Origin of the sequence: Aneurinibacillus sp. Ricciae_BoGa-3 (assembly GCF_028421645.1) — a bacterium.
Taxonomy (GTDB): domain Bacteria; phylum Bacillota; class Bacilli; order Aneurinibacillales; family Aneurinibacillaceae; genus Aneurinibacillus_B.
Genome location: NZ_CP116887.1, coordinates 4175193 through 4193514 on the forward strand (window position 1 = coordinate 4175193; position 18322 = coordinate 4193514).

The following is an 18322-nucleotide window of genomic DNA, read 5'->3' on the forward strand; positions in this document are numbered from 1 at the left end:
AATGTTTGTGCGCTTGTTTTAGGGCTACAAATCCGATAGCAGCCTTTTCGCCATTTTATTTGTACTATCCTCATACGCATCTTCTATAAACGTTTCGAGGATCCGCGTAGCCAGCATTTCCGGAGTAATGTCATATTCATTATTGAGGGACTTGTTCATGGACTCACAAATTAGGGTGTATCTATAGTAATCAGCACGCGATAGCTTCACCAGAAGGGATTTTGTTTTTCTGGATTCCTGAAATAAATCATAAAAGATTCCCAATTCAATTCCTCCTACTTTTTAACACACTGTAAGCCTTAGAGGAGACCTGGGACATATTTAGTTGAGAAGCTGTTTTTACGGGGCCATAAATGTGATTTTTTTGAATACCGGGGGCGACATTCTGGATGATGTCCATTTCAACAAGCGAGTATTTTAGCATTGCGTATGTCCCGCGAGCCAAATAGGGAGTACCAAGCGCGATTTGGAACTCACTCAGGGCAAGGTGAAAGTCCTGTGACACCTTTATTTTAAAACGGCTACGATTCTGGTTCTCGTCAATTTGTATGTATTCTTCAACGTTATCTGCATGTCTTCTTCCGGGAAAAATTACTCTTTCAGAAAATTGATACGGCCGACGAAAATAGGCAGCAAAAAAATCTATACATCGCTCATTTTGTATTGATGATTGAAGGAGTCGAAAACCAATTTCTCCTTCCGGAAGTTCCATGTAACGCCCTATCCGATGGATCCATACTCTCTCTCTGTCTGCGATGAACGGAGCGATCGATATCTTTTTGTCACTTCGCGTTTTTCTCTTTTTCTCCCCTATACTCATAAATTTCTCCTCAATTTTTTTGAAAAATGTTAGGAACTCTGTGCCGGGGTTCCTACTTTAATTTTCCAGTTGGGAAGATGTTTAACCATTTCGCGTGATTTTGATGCCTCCCCCAGGTGTGCGAATCACCTCGGACTTTTCTTTTTTCATCTCCTCTTTCATGAGCTGCTTAATGTATCCGGAAAAATTCTTGATTCGTATAGCATACTCATGCAGCCTTCTGTCCTCTTCGTTTTCCAGGTTAAAACTAACCGGCTTATTCTTCATAACAGCCATTTAGGTCCCTCCCCATGTCATGTGATGCTGTGTCATCTCATGCAATATCATGTCATGCTTTAGGATATGGGGTACTGGTTGTCCATAATTCCAACTTTTTAAAACGAGTATCAAAAGTTGAAAAAATGTCCAGGCTGTTAATAAAAAAGGGGTGCTTCAAATGGAATGGTTTGGACTCGGGAAAAAGCGTTCTAAGTTAGGTAAGTGGTTGGACAGGAGGGGTATTTCGCAACAAGAATTAGAAAAAAGAAGCGGAGTCAGCCGAGGAACAATTAGCAGACTATGCAGCGATGATGCAAACACACCAAATTTTAAAAACGCTAAAAAAATAATTAGCGCACTTAAAACATTGGATAGCGGTGTTGACTACGATGACTTCTGGAGTATGTGATTACAAACATGTCTTTTAGTAAATAGAGAATGTTCCCCCACCGGCGTAGGGGATCATATTTCCCTATAAATTTGCAAGCTCATCAATGCAACGGTCGCATACTCTTTTACCATGAAACAAATGGATATCATCCAGCGATCCGCAGAACAGACACGCTGGCGCATATTTTTTCAGTACAATCTTTTCTTCATCCACAAAAATTTCGAGACCGTCTTTTATTTCGATTCCAAAGTTTCGGCGAAGCTCAATTGGGAGCACTACACGCCCTAACTCGTCTACTTTTCTAACTACACCTGTCGCTTTCATATGTTTCCCCCTCTTCCCTTTTTTTGTAATTATAACAGGAAAGGAAATTAATTACTGGGGTAATTTTGAAATGTTTGTTAATTTTTTCTTTTAATTTGTTACGCTAATGACGGCTGCCTGCCCTGAATGAAAGACTTCACCGTTTCCTCTGACTCTGATAAAAGCACATAATTCCCAAAACGATGCGTATATGTATCACCCTGAAGACTTGATGTAACGACCCGCACATATTCCTCCTGTTTCTCTTCAATGATTTTGCCCCCTATTTCCCTTAGGCGCTTCTTTGTAGCGTTCAGTTCTTTTAATACCGGCTCTTGGATGCTAAATAAAATAGAAATATAACCTTTCCCAAGCCTAGTTTGCGCTCGACCAATCGTTTGTATCTCAGATGGAAGTACACGCAGAACAAGTGTATAGACAATATGTTTTTTCACCAACTTTGCAAACTCTTCGTATTCCGGAGGATAAAGCTTGCCGTTCGTTTCTATAGCTCCATTCATTATTGATCCTTCCAAACAAGAACATTTGTTTCTATTTTATCCGAAAACGAACAAAAATGTAATTCTTGTTTTTTCCATTCAATAAAGATAAAATAAGAACAAACGTTTGTAAAAGAGGTGAATGAATTGGAGAAGGTTTCAAAGAGACAGATTGAGATTATGAAATTCATTCAGGAGCAAGTGGAAGTTGAGGGGTACCCGCCTACAGTAAGGGAAATAGCGGTAGCAGTTGGCTTGGCTTCCAGTTCTACTGTTCATGGCCACCTGGACCGTCTGGAGAGGAAAGGGTTCATTCACAGGGATCCGACAAAGCCACGCACTATTAAGATCATAAAACTACCGGCATAAGTGAGGTTGAAATGGAAAAAGTTGAGGCTTTTAATGAAGAGGAAATGGCGAAGGGAATTAAACTAATGTACGTAGAGCTGCAGTTGCATGAGGTTCTTTACCAATCAGGGTTAAGCATCGATGAGCAAATACAAATCCTAAATAAAGTAATAGAAACCCGCCGACCATGAGGTTAGCGGGTATTTGCAATTTCATTAAAAACTATACCAGTGGTGAGTTCATAATCTTCAATCGTTTATCCATTAACCGTAGTGATAATTGTGAAGCAATCTGATCATTCGTTTCTGCTGTACCAAAATAACCATATAGGGGTATTACCCTAGGTTGATTAAAGAATTTTGCCATTTCAGGGAAATAATCCTCATTAAATTCAGGACAGATTACAAAAATATTTAAATTTTCGTTATCTAATAATGCTGTCTCAAATGATCTTACTAAACCAGGATCCCTGAACGAAAAACCAACAATGAATAAGTTATCAGTTCTCTTGAGATACGAATCAAGACTTCGATGGTTAAAATGATAAGGCTCATCATAAAGAATTTTTTTATCAGATGGATATACAATCATTAGATCCCTAGGATTGTGTGGATCATTTGCTGTGTTAGTTCCGACCTTTATACGACCGGCTACTTTTTCCCAGTACAAAGAACCATGGAGTTTAAAATATGGAATAAAAATAGAATCAGTGCTATTTTCATCAAGTGATGTATACTCCCTTGTATCCCATCCTCTTTTTGCAAATCCATCAATGAATTTAATATTTTTGTTGTATTGCCGTTCCCATTCCTCTTGAGTCGTGATATCTTTATCATGATAAGGTTGGAAAAACCAGTCGATACTCATGTCATAGTTCGTAGTGAAGAAAGGGATTAAAGGGGCCATTTCTTCGTCGCATTCTATGGCATTTTTTATTAGTATTTCAACCAAAGGTTCATAAACAGCTCGGATATGTTCATTAGGAATTTCTTCATAAGTTTCACGGATGATCCATTCCAAATCAAAGATCAACCTTTTGGCGGCTTCTTTATACTTATCATGGGTTTCATCAATGGCTACTTTTATTAAATTTCTTGCATTTTCAATGGGATGTTGAACTCCTGATGTATGCATAAGTCCGCTATATTGTGACTGTTTTATTTTGTTCATTATGTTTTCTAAGATTTCTGGATTGTGGAATATTTTCCAACAATCATTATCTGTAAACCCAGCAAGCTCATATAAAGCACCCATTACTCTCTCTAAATCATAGTTAGTATCTTCACCATAAAGAGTATCGAATATAAATTTAAAATATTCTCTATCCCTTATTCTAGGTGATTTCGGAACTCTATTTTCATCCATAATCCTCTGAAAAAATTCTTTCATTGTCGGAAGACTAATTGGATCTGCTCTTGTTGCCCCCGCGCCGGTAAAAAATACTGCAGGAATTCTCTTTTTCATACCTTTCCTTCCTCCCTAACATAATTGTCACCTCCTAATATTAAATTAAAATAGTAAATCATTACATAATATTTTTTAAATCTTTAAGAAGCTCTAAAAAAGATTCCTCGCACTGTTCAATTGGGACAGTTCCCTCCGTATACATTCCATCAATATAAACACAACTGAAATGCGCAACCGTTCCTCTGGTGGGATGATTTTCAATACTCTTGATACGAAAATTAATAACACCTAGATTAGCAGTCCGTTCAACCATTTTCCTAGCTTCTTGCTCGACAGTTTTCCAAACGGGCTTAATAAAACAATCTGCATTATCTATTCTATAATCATCTTTCACTCCAAATAGGACAAATCCATATTCCGTTTTGTTTAAACCCAAAGCAATGTCTAACATTTGAATCACCTCATTAAATGTGTATTTTCCCTTTTATATAATATGAAAACCCGACACCCAAAAAGGGCAGCGGGTTTCACTTTGTCATTGTGTAACTTCGGCTTTGAGCTGGTTAATCTGTAGTTGAAGCGCAGCGATTTTAGCCAGTTTCTCCTGATTGGGATCCGGCTGCGCTTGTACTTCAGCTGGTGGCGCAATAGCAGCCTGCTCAGTAATCGGCTGTGTGGTTTCTTCATCGGTAGTTGCAACCGGTGGATTCACAAAATCGTGAATTGGAACTTCTACGGTATTTGATGCACCTGGAGAAATCGCTGCTTTTTTCGCATCGACAATAGACTGGCCGAATAGATAAGCCACCACGACACCGGCCACAGACATTACACTATCAGTTGGAAGGTTCAGGCCTAGGCCCTGATTTAAGATTATGATAAGTGTCCCAACGATAGCCATCCAAAATTTACGTGATTTAAATTTATCCATTCTTAACATCCCCCTTTGGTTAATAAGACCGTTCCTGTATCAGCATCCCAGCCGATTTTAAAACCTAGTACTTGTGCAATATCCCATGTCCAGGCGTACCCTGTGCTTTCTATAAGAATCGTATCTTCGAGCACTTTTCCATCAAGCGAAGCCCGGTGGGCTTTATCATCCCAACCTACACCTGCACCGGATAAACCCCCAATTAATCGAACCGGTAAATACGATTTCCCTCCACGAAGGTACCCGGGAAGTGGCAGCTGCTGTCCGTTTATTTTAACTTTGCAAGTATGCACAGATTCTGTCGTATGAGCCGGCGCTGGGGCAGCATTCTGAGGAACAAGTGACTTGTTTAGGATACCTTCAGCGATGAGCCTAGCTATCAGTCGGACGTTCGCCTTAATTTTTGCAGCATCACCTGCGCTATCGATGAATCCGACTTCCACCAGGGCAGCCGGCATGTTGGTAGCGCGTAAAACATATAAATTTCGATCTGAAACTTTGACCGGTTCACCATGGAGTCCCATCAAACTGCCGACTCGATTGACAATGCGAGTGGCTACAGGTACAGCCTGAGAGTTCATATTGTGAACCAGGATTTCAGCACCATGGCCACCGCCCGCATTTATGTGAACGCTTAGGAAGAAATCAACTTTTGCCCGATTCGCAATGTCGCAGCGCGCCTGCAATTCATGGCCAAGATTGCTATCGCCGCTTGGCGAAACATCCTTGGTCCGGGTCATAATGGCTGTAATCCCATTTACCCCGAGTATTCGTGAGACTTCCAGCGAAATAGCCATTGTTAAATCAGCTTCTCTTAGGCCATTGCCACACGCTCCCGGGTCATAACCGCCGTGGCCAGGGTCAATACATATTGTTTTGATTTTGTCTAACATTTAACTCGCCTCCTTGTCTTCTGGTGATTTTTCGCCACCATCCGTCTGCTTCTTTAGTTGAATTAAAGCATTCCGTATAAATCGGGGTACAGGTAGCCCAGCCCTAGTAATGTTTTCAAACAGGGATAATCCCTCATTTGCAATATAGAAATAAATAGCCGTATTCATAAGAAATCCGGCCGAGTTTAAAGCAATATCCAGTTTGTGAGCGACAGTGACAGCAACAAAGATAAGCAGTTTCTTACCGATACCTTTGAACCCAATTGAACTGGATAACCTTTGCTCCATCCATGCTGCTAGAAATCCGGTACAGTAATCGATGATAACCATATAAACCAGTACATCCAACAACTGCGACCACCCCCCAAAAAAGTACGTGGCCGCGCTAGCCAACAGGCCAAACATAAGAGTAAAAGCTTCCCTCATCCCCTCAACTCCCTCACCCCCTTCAGGGGAAATTTAAAAGGAGCCACCGAAGTGACTCCTAAATTAAACCTTTGGTCTTTTTTTCAAATTGAATCATCAACTTGCAATAATTAAAAAATTCTTGCTTAAAGGTACTTAAATCAGTATTTGAAATCGGGATTTGAAAAATTTGTTCTCCTCTCTGATAAAAATCACATGAGATTATTTCGTTTAAATTTAAAATCAATCTTGCATCTAAAAACGGCATATACAAAAATACTTTATTTATATTTTCTTTTTCGTTTTTTATGTGTGAAAGAAGATAATTTGACCAACTCAGATTTACTATTAGATTATTATTAAAAGTGATGACAGGTGCATGTGAATTTGGGTTAATATTTTTCAACATATCTTCAATATTATTTTGTGAAAGATGTTCCAAATCAATAGTTATCTTACTTGCTTGTTCCATATAGTTTGTTACTTGTTTAAAATCTCTGATTACGCTCTCTAATAGCTTTTGTACATGAGTATTGATGTATCTCTTATTTTTTCTATCAGGTAAATAAGTGACAATTACATAAAATATATAACTGACTATATAAGACATACTAATATTAAAGAGTATGTTGCCCACCTTTGCTGAGAACCCGGGGATAAACTCGGGTTTGTCTGACCAAATAAATTGGGTTAATACTATGATTACTACAGCAACAATATTTCCAAGAGATATATACAGGTTATAACTTTGAAACATTCCCTTCCCTCCAGTAAGATTTTTCTCCTAGTGTAACATGGAGGGTAAAGTTAAGTGGACATTTAATTGAAAAACTAAGTTGAGCAACTATCATGAGATAATCTTTAGATTTATCACCTTCGCTAATTCCCCAGGCGTACACGAAAAAGCTGCAAGATTTATCCCCGCAGCTTCGTACATTCGGGCTGCTGTTTCTGAGCAATCCATTTTATCTGGTGCGTCCCGAATTGGCAGGCCGGTCAAAAGATATAACCCGTTTGAAAGCGCCTGTACCGTGTCATAGCGCGTATTCAGTTTCTCATGTAAAAATGTATCCATTGCATCCATCTGAGCAAAGGTGAGTTCACCAGAATAGCGGAATACGTCATACTCTGTTGGCGTGTAGTGGATGTGTTTCACCTGCAGTGGAACGCGCCAGTCCGTCTCAGCGATGTGCCATTCGTCAAGCACAATCGCTACGTGGGAATAGAGGGAATGCGTGACTCCCTCTATTGTACGGCTCACCAGTGATTTTCCCTTAACAAATAAGAGGTCATAGCGCTGTAAGTTCATACACCTGACCTCCTATATGGAACCATATGCTTTTAATTTTTTTTGCAAGTAATCAGCCTGCACCTGGTTCATCAGCTGCGTGGTTGGTTTTAATGCTTTGGTGTACCTCCACTCAGTTGCTTGCATGGCTTTTTCCAGCGTCAAGGATAAAAGTGGAGCGTAATTGGCTTTAATATCGTCAATGGTGGCCTGCTGGTTTGCTGTTGGTGTTGCGCCGCTGTCTTTTATAATCATCCAGTCATACAGCATGTGAACAGCATAAGTAAGCTCAGAAATTAAATCATACGTATCGTTTGAAAGCTGCCTTTGGAAATAGGTTTTCATATAGATGGGATCTTGCGGCACCACCCATAGAGAACCATCAGCATTGGTTACGTACTTAACATCAATAGCTGGGCTTGCAGATGATTGATTTAGCATGATAGAGGCTTCGGTCAATCCGGTCCCGGTGAAAAGCACAGAAAACATACCTACGGATTCGTCCGGTTGGAGTGTGAGAGAAGCCTTACCGGCGCTTGTTTGTACCGTTCCGTTTGTTTCCCCAATGGTGTAAGACAGCGCGTAGTCCTTTCCGTCACTTGTTTCAGCAGTAACAATTAATGCGCTGACCTGCGTTGTAGATTCTGTGACAGAAAGAGAAATCGTTGCATCAGCCATTTAACTTCCTCCTTCTTTAGTCAGCTTATCTACTTTGTCGTTCAATTCCTTCACAGCCTGGATTAAAAGAGGAACAAGGCGAGCATAATCAACCGTTTTGTATTCCTCTCCATCGTCTATTTCGATTCCTTCCATGACCGTAATAGCTTCGGGCAGGACCTTCTCGACTTCCTGAGCCAGCACCCCGACTTGAAGTGCATTTTCTCTGGATGGATAGGCTTCGAGGTACTTCTCATTCCAACGATAATGCACGCCTTGGATTTGTTTTACTTTCTCCAGTGCGTTATCAATCAGTACGATGTCCTTTTTTAATCGTTCATCAGAGATAGAATACGTTCCATTAAAATACCCCTGGCCTGTTCCTGTAATATAGGCTTCGGTAGTAAAGGACGAAGTCGTAGAGTTGGCACTTTGTTTGAAATACCAGCCGCCACCACCTGTACCCGGATGGTTAAGGAAGTTCGTCTCTCCTGTTCCTGCACTATGGTTCCAGGACAGATACGCACCTTGCCCCAATGAAGGGGAAACTGGTGCACCTGCCACTCCTTTAGGCACAATGTGTACCCATCCAAGATCAACGCCGTTACCTGTCCCATCGTCTAGTGTGTTATTAGCTGTGTAAACCGTACCCCCGCCGCCTAAACGTATACCACTTTTTGCAGTAGACCAAGGGGCAATTGTTAAAATACTACTCGTTCCGTTTGGTCCACCACCTGCCGCTCCTTGTCCACCTGTGATTAGTGAATCCCCTGCCAGTGTAATCGGGTTATAGTTGCCTACAGCCGCACTAGGAACTAATAATACTTGTCTATTATCAGGGGCAACCGTTTTAAAGCCATCAGCTGTTCCGCTGGCAAATAGGGTTTGTTGTAGCACCTTAGCAACAATAGTTATGTTTCCTGCTCCATTACTACCGCTAGTACCTCCAGTAGCCTGAATCCTTGCGTCATAATCATTTTGCCCGACACCAGTATGGAAGTCGATATAAGGAGTTACGGCAGTAGTTCCTATGCTACCGATCTCTATAGAGCCGCCCTGATCTGTAGTAAGGGCAGGTGCATTAATCGCACCTAAATTACCATTGTTCCAAGCAATACCACCTTTAAAAAAGGCATTACCGTTAACAGTTCCATCATCAAGATGGTTATTTTGTGTAAATAGCGAACCGTCAATCGCCGCGTCGCCCGTTGTATTCCTTGTCGGAGCCGTATAAGCAGAAGTCGCCTGCCCGATGTCATTAAAAGCTGTAACACCAGAGTACCCAGTTGTCAATGCGGTTGATGTACTCCCTTTTAGAACGTCATAGGAAACGGCTCCCGGAACGGCAGTCCATGTAATGTGATTGTAGTTACTTCCGCCTAGTGTTGCGTTTCCGTTTGCGATGGTGGTAGCAGGAGAAACATTTGTCGTCCTTCCGTTTCGATCTTTTGCCACAATGTAGTAGGTATAGGAAGTCGTGCCAGTTGTTCCCGACGCTGTTACCGTTGGAGCAGCCGGATCTACAAGGGCCTGTACCCGAGCACCTCCGCCGAGTTGGTGTAGTCCGTAGGTCGGGGTAATACCAAGCCCCATGTTTCCGGTGCCATCATCAAGCACATTATATGGAGTAGATAGTTTTCCATTAACTTTCATAAACCTATTCGATAAATCCGTTACACCAGTTACCGCGGTTGCAGAAGTAACCACTTTCGCAATACGCATTGAATTTGCCGTTACAGCAGGCGTAGTCGCTCCGTTTGCTACTCCAATGTAATTTAATCCACCAGCATTACTAAGGTCAATATAGGTGTCCGAAGAAGCAGCATAGGTATGCGAATCATTGCCCGTAGTTACACGCTTTCCTAAAACATATGCCAATCCAGCAGGAGTTGTTGTCGTAAGATTGGAACTTGTAGTAGGCAGTAAGCCGGATACAACCAAATCATTCCAAATATCAGCGAACTTAGAGAAAACCTCCTCACCAGCAATGTTGCCGTTTGAATCACGTACAGGAATTGTACTGGGTGTATTAGTTATACTTAGGTTTAATCCGTGTACTAGATCTGCGTCCAATCCACTACCAGAACCATCAACTGTTTTGATTTTCGCTAGTACATCACTTGCTGTATAACTGGATGCCGGGAGTGCATTATCGGCCTTGGTTCCTTGCGCAGCAGTAGCAGCGCCTATTTGCGCAGGTGTAACGTTATGCGGATTGCTTGTATTGTTGATATGGTTATTTGCTGCTGTCAGTGTCGTTGGAGGTGCATCATACCAGTTAGTTGTGCCGAGAATGGCTTTAATTCGGTTCGTGAACCACGAAAGCCAATTGGTCAGTGTGCCCGTTAACCCGCTTGGTGCTTGTGCCGGATCAGCTGTGCGTTCGCCAATGTTGGTATCCCCAACGGCCCCCGCTGCATTACTCAACTTTTGATCCGCATATTGTTTTGTTACGGCATGCATTGCCTCTGTCGGATCCGCGCTTAGTGTCAGAGGTCCGGTCATCGCCCCGCCAGTTGCAGGAATAGCTCCCGCTGCTTGCTGTTGAGCATCATGGAGTTTTGTGTCGATAATATCCATGTTTCCATTCACAACGCTTATATCAGCTGTCTCTGTATCTAATGGCTTTTTTAATCCAATATTAGGTGTTAAATCTGGCATCAGCTCCAACTCCTTGTTTTCACGTCATTCCATGTGTAATTTTTTAAATTGCCCCATGTGGTAGCTTTTACTTCGCTCCAAACGGTGTATGTGAATGCAAAATCCATTACAAGATGAGCTTGCTTAATTTCCTGAAGTGTCTTTTTTAAATCATCTAGGTTTGGGGGAATACCTCGTGTCCCGGTAAACTTTACAACGAAACGATACTCAGCCGGGTACTCAATCACTTGCACCTCTCCATTGCTGTATGCCTCAGCAACGGACTGGATTAATGCTGGAGTTGTTGTCCCTGACCCCCTCGTTTTACCCAAGATACGAGCCTGTCGGTTTGCATCGGGCAGTCCATTTTGTGAGTTAAGCCCAACAAAAATCTCCCACCTTTGAAGCAGCGCATAGGCAGAACGAGCAAAGATTTCGTCAAAGGCCTGTTCAATCATGGTTTCGTTGTTTTCAAAAACTTTACCGAGAACAGAAAGCTTTTTTCGTAGGGTTGTATCATTTGTGGTATCCCCAAAGTAATCAGGCACATCTGGCCAAAGGGTGCGAATATAATCAAGCATGCTTATATTTTCATCCATGCAGCTAAGTCCCCTTTGTTAACGTGATATGGCCTAATTCTGCGATTTGATCCTGAGTAAGAACCAGATTTTGAGTGGGAGCAGTAAGCGTCATATCCTTAATCTCAGGTATATCCATGACAATATTGTAAATTTGAGAAACGCGCACCGTTCCACCAACACCCACACTCGTAATATATTTCTGAATGGCATCCGTAATCGTTTGTTCAAGCGGAGAAACAGAGTCTGTCCAATAGGTGAGTGTAATATCTACCACCACAGCTTGCGGACCTCTTACAAGGACATCCGCACAGGTCGGTTTTTTTGTGTTTACATAATTTTGAACGGAAGTAATGAGGTCGCTGGATGGCAGCCCATTAGCTGACAAAATGACGACATCAGTGGTGCCAGGACCCCGGGCCAACTCAATACAATTTGCTGATTCTACACCGGAAACTTGTTTTGCCCAGCGGATATAGTCACTTATGCTGCCTCCGTTTTCCGGATGCTGAATATCTTCAATATATCGAGCACGCAGCTCATCGTCTGTTTCCGTATTGGCACCTCCTGATAGACCTGGAGAAGCGACAACAATGGATTCAACCCCCATGATAGCGACGCCCGATTGAATCAAAGAGGTGTTTGTTACCAAGTTTCCCGCTGCACCAATATCAGAAGCCGTTACATTTACCGTGACGCTTTGCTGTCCGTTTACCATTGTTACATCCTGTGAAGTTTCTACTGAAACTGTTCGATCAACAGTGGAAAAAACGGTTCCTGCAGGTACCAAAATATCAAAAGGCGCCGGAGTTGACCGTGATAATGTCAAACTTCCCGACGCCTGTGTTCCAATTTTCCTTGTAAGACCACGTTCCATGACCCGACGATCTAGGTAACTATCCGTTAATTCATCGCTATCCGCAAAGAAAAGATTAAGCAGTCTTTCCAACATATACTGCTGATCTGAACCTAATTTCGCAACCAATTCCCAAAAAGTGCGGTTTGAGGATCCGGATGACCAATCGGTAACAGGAGTTCCGGCATCTGTCAGGTACTGTAGAATATCAGCCGTAATGTCATCCGCCGTTTTGAATTGAAAGTCCGGCATCGGTTATCCCTCCTTGCAGTGTATTGGTTCCCCCATTGGCGTATTGATAAATGATAGAAAAAAAGGCCTTTCTTTGTTCATTTAAAAGGACCACATGCACAGATATCACTTGTATGCGTACCTCATAAGAAAGACAATCCTGCATCTTTTGCTGTGCATCTGCTGCCCAAGCAGGGGTCATGGGATCGCTCAGAATATCGTAAACGCCATTTCCATAGGTATCATCATAAAAGAGGGAACCTAACGGCGTCATGATCCTTCTAATAACGGCTTGATCCACATTATCCGTATCCGCAATCAGCACGTAGTCTCCCTGATTAGAAGTACTTAGGTCATCGGTTAATAAAAAATCGGTTCCCGCCCAATCATCCTCCATTTCTATTCACCTCACATTGTTTTAGCATTTGTGTTGTATAGATCCTGGCGGTACTGCTCCGCGGTGTCCGGCCGCAGATTTGTAATTTCGGTTTCTGATGTCGCTCCGGATTTTGAAATGTTATGCGTCACATGGTCAATGTAATAAAGACCGTTAAACCGTCCTGTACCCTCGGTAGTAACTTTTTTCTCTGCAATGAGCTCCGGGATCATAACACTGGTGACATTAGCGGTCACCACGTCGCGACTCCATTCTTTTAGTCTCTGATCCGCTATATTCTTCGCAGCCGCCGGCGTCTTTGCTTTGGAATCGTAAACAACGCGCTCCTTAACCTGGCCTAGACTCTTAGACAATGCCTTGTTTTCAGAGCTTGCCTGAATAAGCTTTTTCTTTAACCAGTGCTTCACCGTAACTTTCGTGATGACCCCCACAGAACTGTCATCATAATCAATCTTGCAATTAATCCGACCAGCAACCCGGCTAAATGTTGCAACAGATGTTTCATCACTGACCTGACGAGGGCCGAAATAAAGATTTTTGTTTTTATCCACATAACAAATAAAGCCCTCGCGATCTGCGAGCGCCTGTAGGACATCCCATTCTTTTTTATCTACGATCAGCTGTTGATCTAAATCTGCCTCGCCCATCTGGCCAACGAATTTAAGGCCATACTTCTTCGCGAAATATTGTGCTACCTGACCGGACTTTTGATTTTTGAATGCCATTGTGTTCTGCGTATCTATCATTCGTGAAGCATAGTCTCGCCCTACTAACTGAACGACATTTGGGTTGCCAAAATTCGGTTTAACCCCATCCACTTTACCGGTGAACACATGGGTCAGTTCTGTTTTGCTCCACTGATTCGGATCCTTAACGTATCCTAGATAAATTTTTACTTCGTGCTCTTTTCGAAACCAATCCGAAAGCATTGCACTGTTGTCGAAAGTGGCTTCAAAGGAATCTGCTGCCATATAAAGATTATTTTCAACCTGCAATGTCTGCAGCTCTGACCAACGCACATCAACCCCAGCCACTTCCACAATGGCCCTTGGATTCTCATAACTCATTTTTTCACCTCACTATGGCAGCTTTATAATCTTTCCTGTCGGTATTTTACGAGGATTTACGATGCCGTTTAACTTTGCGAGGGTCTGCCAGGTGGTATGATACCGTTTAGCAAGCAAGGAAAGGGTTTCTCCTTGTTTAATCTGAACCGTTTTTGGTTTAGTAATGGCCTTTTTAACAGCTGTTGGCGTTTTAGGCTTAATCACATTATTCGCCGTTCCCGCCGTATGCTGTACAGGATCCATTAAATCCTCAACCAACTGAATGGAGTAGCGGATGTAATCAAAACGCCGGACTTTTTTGTCAAAGTTTTTAATTCGAACCATTGTGTTTAACGGACCATAGGTAAAATGGAGCCGAGTCCCTTTGTGCATCTCCAATTGGATCCCCGTAGCATAAGCCATCGCGCTATCCCCCACCAACGCGCCGTCCCAGCTAATGGTTTTCTCCCCTTTGCCCATGTCCTGGTACTTAGGGGGAGCGCCCGGAATATCCAGCTTGGCCACTTCCCGACTATCATTGATGTCTATTTCACGCTCTGGAGACAGAGGAAACACGAAAATACCAACTTTGCAGACAACAGAAGCCATCTATTTCACCTCACAATCGAGCCACTACTATTGGCCGGTGAATGTCGCCGTTTAAGAAGGTCAGCAAGACTTCATCACCGACTTTTAGCGTACTAAATTTGATTTTTTCGGCTTTTAAACTCTCAATAGTGCCGGATTCACTACTGACCGTACCAATTTGAACGTTCTGAAGCGTTACATTACTCAACTCCACATCTGTTTGGTAAAGCAAGTGGGTACTTATCGGGCACCAGTCCGTTTCAAAATTAAAAAGAGGAATCGCTACCTTCGCTTCTGCTGAATCAACATTAAGCGACGTAAGGATTCCTGCTTGAGGGAATGTACTCATTTTTATCAAAACTCCCATGCAGCTTTTTTCTTACCTCTGGAAGCAATATATTTGGGAGAAAGCATAAGCGCCTTTTCTACGCCTTCTTCCGCTTCCTTGGCGTTGGTGGGGTGAATCGCAATTGAAATCTTCCGGTTGTCATGGTGAACAGCCTGTGCACGTGGAACGAATTGCTTGTTTGCTGCCTTCGGTTTCATAGCAGCAGAAGCAGCTGTCCGTGTGCCAAGTCGACCGGCTATTCCTCCGATTGTTCCACCTAGAATACTTCCAACAGCCGTTCCTAAAATGGGATTAGGAGCAAATTTAGATCCAAGAGAAGCGCCATACCGAGCTCCTGCCAGGGCACCACCAAGACTGAACACGGATTCCAGCGCAGCTTTCGCCTTATTACCGGCTTGCGCAATATCCATGAACTCACTGGTGATTGCAACAGGCATGGAGGCTCTTTTCAGCATGGCATAAGAAGCATGCCCCACGTATTCGCTCACTTCTTTTGCGGCATCTACAAGACCGGAAACGGTGTCTTTCCAGTCATATTGCTGTTGATTCGTGTAACCCTCCGTCTGTCTGCCAATAAGCGTTGTGCTTCCCAGTCCGCTTGCTCGTAATATAGCACCATTTGCGTGGTAATTGACTTTGCTATTAAAGGCACCTAAGTAATGGCCGGCCTGCTGCCATAATTGGATCCCTCTAGAACGGCGACCTGAAGACAGGGGAATCACGGCCTCAGGTCCGGCTTCCCCAGCAATATCATAAGGACTAACCCAATGAGCAGAGTTAATAATGCCGCCATGAGACCCAAGAATATTCCCGTTGGCATTCATTCGCGGCATCTTTGGAAAGTAAGAAGGACCGGTTGGTTTGTTCGTCACGCCATGATAAAACGCTGATGCTGCCATAGGAGCTGGTGTATTTAATGCAGGGTCCGAAGTAGAGAAACTTGGCATTTGAATGTGAATATTCGCCGCTTCCTGCATCTTTCTCAAAGCTGCTTCAAATGCTGGAAGGCCTGCCAAAACGCCACTTGTCATGCCGGATATCATCTTTGTTCCCCATGCATTACCCTGGGAAGATATTTGTGAAACCTGGTTCATTGCCGCTTTGGTTTGTTCGGTGGACATGTGAAACTGTTGTGCCAGCTGTACCACTTGTTGTTTGGTGAAGGATGCAGTTTGTCCAGTGGATAAGCGGACTTGTGTCATGTCCTTTGAAGCGTCTTTGGTATCTTTGCTCCCTTTGGTCCACCAGCCAGATATGGAGTCTACTATTTTCTTAGTAAATCCACTCTGGTCAATCATGGAGCCAATATATTGACCTGCCATGCCAGCGAGGGCTGATACAACCGGTCCACCGAGCAAGCCCACTCCGCCGCCAATAAGACCCAGCGTGGCAGCCGCGCCATTGTTGGAAATGGCTTGCTTCCATCCTCCTTGTTTATAATCCTGGTAGGCACCGTAAGCAGTCATACCAGCCCCTACTACTGCACCTGCTACACCAGCAACTCTTCCGGCTCTAGCAACTCGTGATATTTGCCTTGCCTCGAGTCCTGTGGTGGGAACAGCCGACCTCCTTCGAAAGATACGCTGTGCAAGAGTTCGTCTTTGTGGAGGTTCAGGAGGACGGCTCACGGTAAAACGACGCCTTTCACGATAAGTAATAGGTTCACGCTGAGCAGCACCACGGCGTCCGGATCCACCAACGTTTCTCCCCCTATTTGCGCCAACCGCACTAGATACAGGACCATTAACATAAACACGAGCCGCATTTACTGACATGCTTGTCAAACGGTTGCGAGTCATCTGTCTGACGCCACGCTGCCCACCCGATGAAGCTGGCTGCCTTTTGAACAAGGATACTGGATTAAGTAGTTTAGCTGCCAACTTAATGGCTTTAATGCTTGCTACTACACTTAAAGCTACTCCTGTCAGGGTCACTAATCCGGCCACGACACCAGCAGTTGCCGCTGCGAATTTTGCAATGGCAGGGTGGTTTTGAAGAACATTTATTAGTTTCGAAAGACCATCTGTGAATGTCTTTAGCGCCGGTGTTGCCCACTGCATGAGTGGTTGACCTAACTGCAACCCTAATGTTTGAAGCTGAGATTGTGCAATATGGGATTGACCAACAAAGGTTCCGCGAATCATTGCAATTTGCTGATGGAGACTCTTTTGAACATTCATTTGCTGTTTTAACTTCTCAAACATGTCTTTATGAGACGAAATAATAGCAAAATCTTGCCCTTGTTCACCGTAAATTTTATTCATTAAAGCCGCCCATTCCAGTTCGCCATGCCCCTTTTTTATGTAGGCATCATGCTTTTGGGACAGTATTGGAATCATACTTTCATACGATTTAAGTTGATCGTGATTTTTAAGAAGGGCAGCACTACCAAAACCAATAATATTGTTGGTTAACTTACCTTTTTTATCTTTTGCAAAAGTAACATTATCGATTAGTCCCGCCTCATACATGGCCCCTAACTGTTTTTGACCACCTTTAGTATTTAGGTACTTGTAGGGATTAATCCGTTCCGCAAAATCTTTGATATGGGTACCGGCCATTGACCCTTCCATACCGGCGCGCGCCGCCAAACCGGATGCCATTAGCAAATCATTTTCATTCCACCCTAAGTTTTTCACTACCGGCATGGAATATTTAAATGTTTCACCCAGCGATTCAGAAGAAGCGTGGGTAACACTAATGACTCGGCTCATGGTATCTGCAAACTTAGCCATTCTAGCTTCGCTATTCGTTATTCGTGCGTCCTCAGCCATCCTCGCAAAGTTATAAGCCGTTTGATTCGCCGATGAGGATTTCCCCATCCCTACCTCTACTTCTGCCAGGTAGGTAGATTCTTTCATTACTTTAGGGAGTGCTTGACGCGAAATACCGGCATGAGCCAGTTCAACCCCGATTCCCAATGTTTCTTTCTGCGAAAACAAAGTTTGCTGGGAAAGCGTCTGTGCAGTTTTTGTAATCTCCTGCAGTTTAGAATCATCAATATTTAAGCCATACACACTGCTGAGTTGGACCATTTGCATCTGAACTTCGCCTGCTTTTTTAGCCAGCTCTGAAAGGCCTCCGAGCATTTCTTTTCCGGTCCATGCCAAGCCGACACCGGCAAATGCTTGTTTCAGCAAACTTCCAGCCTCTTTTATATCTTGCTGCCATGATTTAAAAGGGCTATTTCCTCCCATCTCACTGCTCATACTACGTGTAGAATCTCTCAGACCTCTTATATCGTTAACAGCCTGGCGAATCGATGGAGACATATTATTCCTCGCCTGTAGCACAAGTGAAACGGTAAAATCTCTTGCCATACTGTCCCTCCTTTCTCCACTGCTTGCTTCAGCACTCAGAACATGAATGCTCAAACAAACAAAGGACGCTCAATTGGCGTCCTTCGCGTTTTCTATCTGCTTTGCTTCTTCCTCAC

Annotated in this window: 23 protein-coding genes and 1 pseudogene; 3 read left to right on the plus strand and 21 right to left on the minus strand. The window is 43.2% G+C overall.

What is annotated here, in order from left to right:
* Positions 1-24: 24 nt before the first annotated feature.
* From PP175_RS21220 to PP175_RS21230, 3 genes are all read right to left on the minus strand, one after another.
* Positions 25-264 carry a hypothetical protein gene (locus tag PP175_RS21220; protein WP_272440211.1) on the minus strand — a complete coding sequence of 80 codons (240 nt, stop codon included), beginning with the start codon at positions 262-264 and terminating at the stop codon, positions 25-27.
* A gap of 1 nt (position 265) precedes the next feature.
* A complete protein-coding gene (locus PP175_RS21225; RefSeq protein WP_272440212.1) occupies positions 266-712 on the minus strand; it encodes a hypothetical protein in 447 nt (148 codons plus the stop codon).
* A 189-nt stretch (positions 713-901) separates the two neighbouring features.
* Positions 902-1096 carry a hypothetical protein gene (locus tag PP175_RS21230; protein WP_272440213.1) on the minus strand — a complete coding sequence of 65 codons (195 nt, stop codon included), beginning with the start codon at positions 1094-1096 and terminating at the stop codon, positions 902-904.
* Positions 1097-1256: 160 nt separating this feature from the next.
* Between PP175_RS21230 and PP175_RS21235 the strand changes: the two genes are divergently transcribed.
* Positions 1257-1487, plus strand: a complete 231-nt coding sequence (locus PP175_RS21235) for a helix-turn-helix transcriptional regulator (RefSeq protein WP_272440214.1) — start codon at positions 1257-1259, stop codon at positions 1485-1487.
* A 63-nt stretch (positions 1488-1550) separates the two neighbouring features.
* On the opposite strand, the gene PP175_RS21240 is transcribed toward PP175_RS21235, so the two are convergent.
* Together PP175_RS21240 and PP175_RS21245 are read right to left on the minus strand one after the other, a co-directional pair.
* Positions 1551-1793, minus strand: a complete 243-nt coding sequence (locus tag PP175_RS21240) for an AbrB/MazE/SpoVT family DNA-binding domain-containing protein (RefSeq protein ID WP_272440215.1) — start codon at positions 1791-1793, stop codon at positions 1551-1553.
* Positions 1794-1891: 98 nt separating this feature from the next.
* Complete coding sequence (locus tag PP175_RS21245; protein WP_272440216.1) at positions 1892-2293, minus strand: YhjD family protein; 402 nt, start codon at positions 2291-2293, stop codon at positions 1892-1894.
* A gap of 126 nt (positions 2294-2419) precedes the next feature.
* Here PP175_RS21245 and PP175_RS21250 point away from each other — a divergent pair.
* Positions 2420-2629, plus strand: a pseudogene (locus tag PP175_RS21250) (helix-turn-helix domain-containing protein); the annotation flags it as partial.
* Positions 2630-2652: 23 nt separating this feature from the next.
* Positions 2653-2811 carry a hypothetical protein gene (locus PP175_RS21255; RefSeq protein WP_272440217.1) on the plus strand — a complete coding sequence of 53 codons (159 nt, stop codon included), beginning with the start codon at positions 2653-2655 and terminating at the stop codon, positions 2809-2811.
* Between the two features lie 31 nt (positions 2812-2842).
* On the opposite strand, the gene PP175_RS21260 is transcribed toward PP175_RS21255, so the two are convergent.
* The 16 genes from PP175_RS21260 to PP175_RS21335 form a co-directional block, all read right to left on the minus strand.
* On the minus strand, positions 2843-4084 hold the full coding sequence (locus PP175_RS21260; protein ID WP_272440218.1) for an SIR2 family protein: 1242 nt from the start codon (positions 4082-4084) through the stop codon (positions 2843-2845).
* 61 nt (positions 4085-4145) lie between these two features.
* Positions 4146-4478 carry a hypothetical protein gene (locus PP175_RS21265; RefSeq protein ID WP_272440219.1) on the minus strand — a complete coding sequence of 111 codons (333 nt, stop codon included), beginning with the start codon at positions 4476-4478 and terminating at the stop codon, positions 4146-4148.
* Between the two features lie 84 nt (positions 4479-4562).
* Complete coding sequence (locus PP175_RS21270) at positions 4563-4958, minus strand: hypothetical protein (RefSeq protein ID WP_272440220.1); 396 nt, start codon at positions 4956-4958, stop codon at positions 4563-4565.
* A 2-nt stretch (positions 4959-4960) separates the two neighbouring features.
* Complete coding sequence (locus tag PP175_RS21275) at positions 4961-5851, minus strand: N-acetylmuramoyl-L-alanine amidase (protein ID WP_272440221.1); 891 nt, start codon at positions 5849-5851, stop codon at positions 4961-4963.
* Positions 5852-6277, minus strand: coding sequence for a phage holin family protein (locus PP175_RS21280; protein WP_272440222.1), 426 nt, complete (start codon positions 6275-6277; stop codon positions 5852-5854).
* Between the two features lie 58 nt (positions 6278-6335).
* Entirely contained in the window at positions 6336-7013 is a 678-nt protein-coding gene (locus tag PP175_RS21285) for a hypothetical protein (protein ID WP_272440223.1), read from the minus strand.
* A 90-nt stretch (positions 7014-7103) separates the two neighbouring features.
* Positions 7104-7565: a C40 family peptidase gene (locus PP175_RS21290; RefSeq protein ID WP_272440224.1), complete on the minus strand. Its 462-nt coding sequence runs from the start codon at positions 7563-7565 to the stop codon at positions 7104-7106.
* Positions 7566-7577: 12 nt separating this feature from the next.
* Entirely contained in the window at positions 7578-8222 is a 645-nt protein-coding gene (locus tag PP175_RS21295) for a hypothetical protein (protein ID WP_272440225.1), read from the minus strand.
* Positions 8223-10862 carry a tail fiber domain-containing protein gene (locus PP175_RS21300; protein ID WP_272440226.1) on the minus strand — a complete coding sequence of 880 codons (2640 nt, stop codon included), beginning with the start codon at positions 10860-10862 and terminating at the stop codon, positions 8223-8225.
* Positions 10862-11440: a putative phage tail protein gene (locus PP175_RS21305; protein ID WP_272440227.1), complete on the minus strand. Its 579-nt coding sequence runs from the start codon at positions 11438-11440 to the stop codon at positions 10862-10864. Before PP175_RS21305 ends, PP175_RS21300 begins: the two co-directional genes overlap by 1 nt.
* Before the next feature lie 4 nt (positions 11441-11444).
* Entirely contained in the window at positions 11445-12527 is a 1083-nt protein-coding gene (locus tag PP175_RS21310) for a baseplate J/gp47 family protein (RefSeq protein ID WP_272440228.1), read from the minus strand.
* Positions 12496-12903 (minus strand): GPW/gp25 family protein, encoded by a 408-nt coding sequence (locus tag PP175_RS21315; protein ID WP_272440229.1) that lies wholly within the window; start codon positions 12901-12903, stop codon positions 12496-12498. Before PP175_RS21315 ends, PP175_RS21310 begins: the two co-directional genes overlap by 32 nt.
* Before the next feature lie 11 nt (positions 12904-12914).
* Positions 12915-13970: a phage late control D family protein gene (locus PP175_RS21320; RefSeq protein WP_272440230.1), complete on the minus strand. Its 1056-nt coding sequence runs from the start codon at positions 13968-13970 to the stop codon at positions 12915-12917.
* A gap of 12 nt (positions 13971-13982) precedes the next feature.
* Positions 13983-14558: a LysM peptidoglycan-binding domain-containing protein gene (locus tag PP175_RS21325; RefSeq protein WP_272440231.1), complete on the minus strand. Its 576-nt coding sequence runs from the start codon at positions 14556-14558 to the stop codon at positions 13983-13985.
* Positions 14559-14568: 10 nt separating this feature from the next.
* The gene (locus PP175_RS21330) at positions 14569-14886 is read right to left on the minus strand and encodes a thioredoxin domain-containing protein (RefSeq protein WP_272440232.1); all 318 of its coding nucleotides are present in this window, start codon (positions 14884-14886) and stop codon (positions 14569-14571) included.
* A gap of 5 nt (positions 14887-14891) precedes the next feature.
* The gene (locus PP175_RS21335) at positions 14892-18206 is read right to left on the minus strand and encodes a phage tail tape measure protein (protein ID WP_272440233.1); all 3315 of its coding nucleotides are present in this window, start codon (positions 18204-18206) and stop codon (positions 14892-14894) included.
* Positions 18207-18322: the final 116 nt, after the last annotated feature.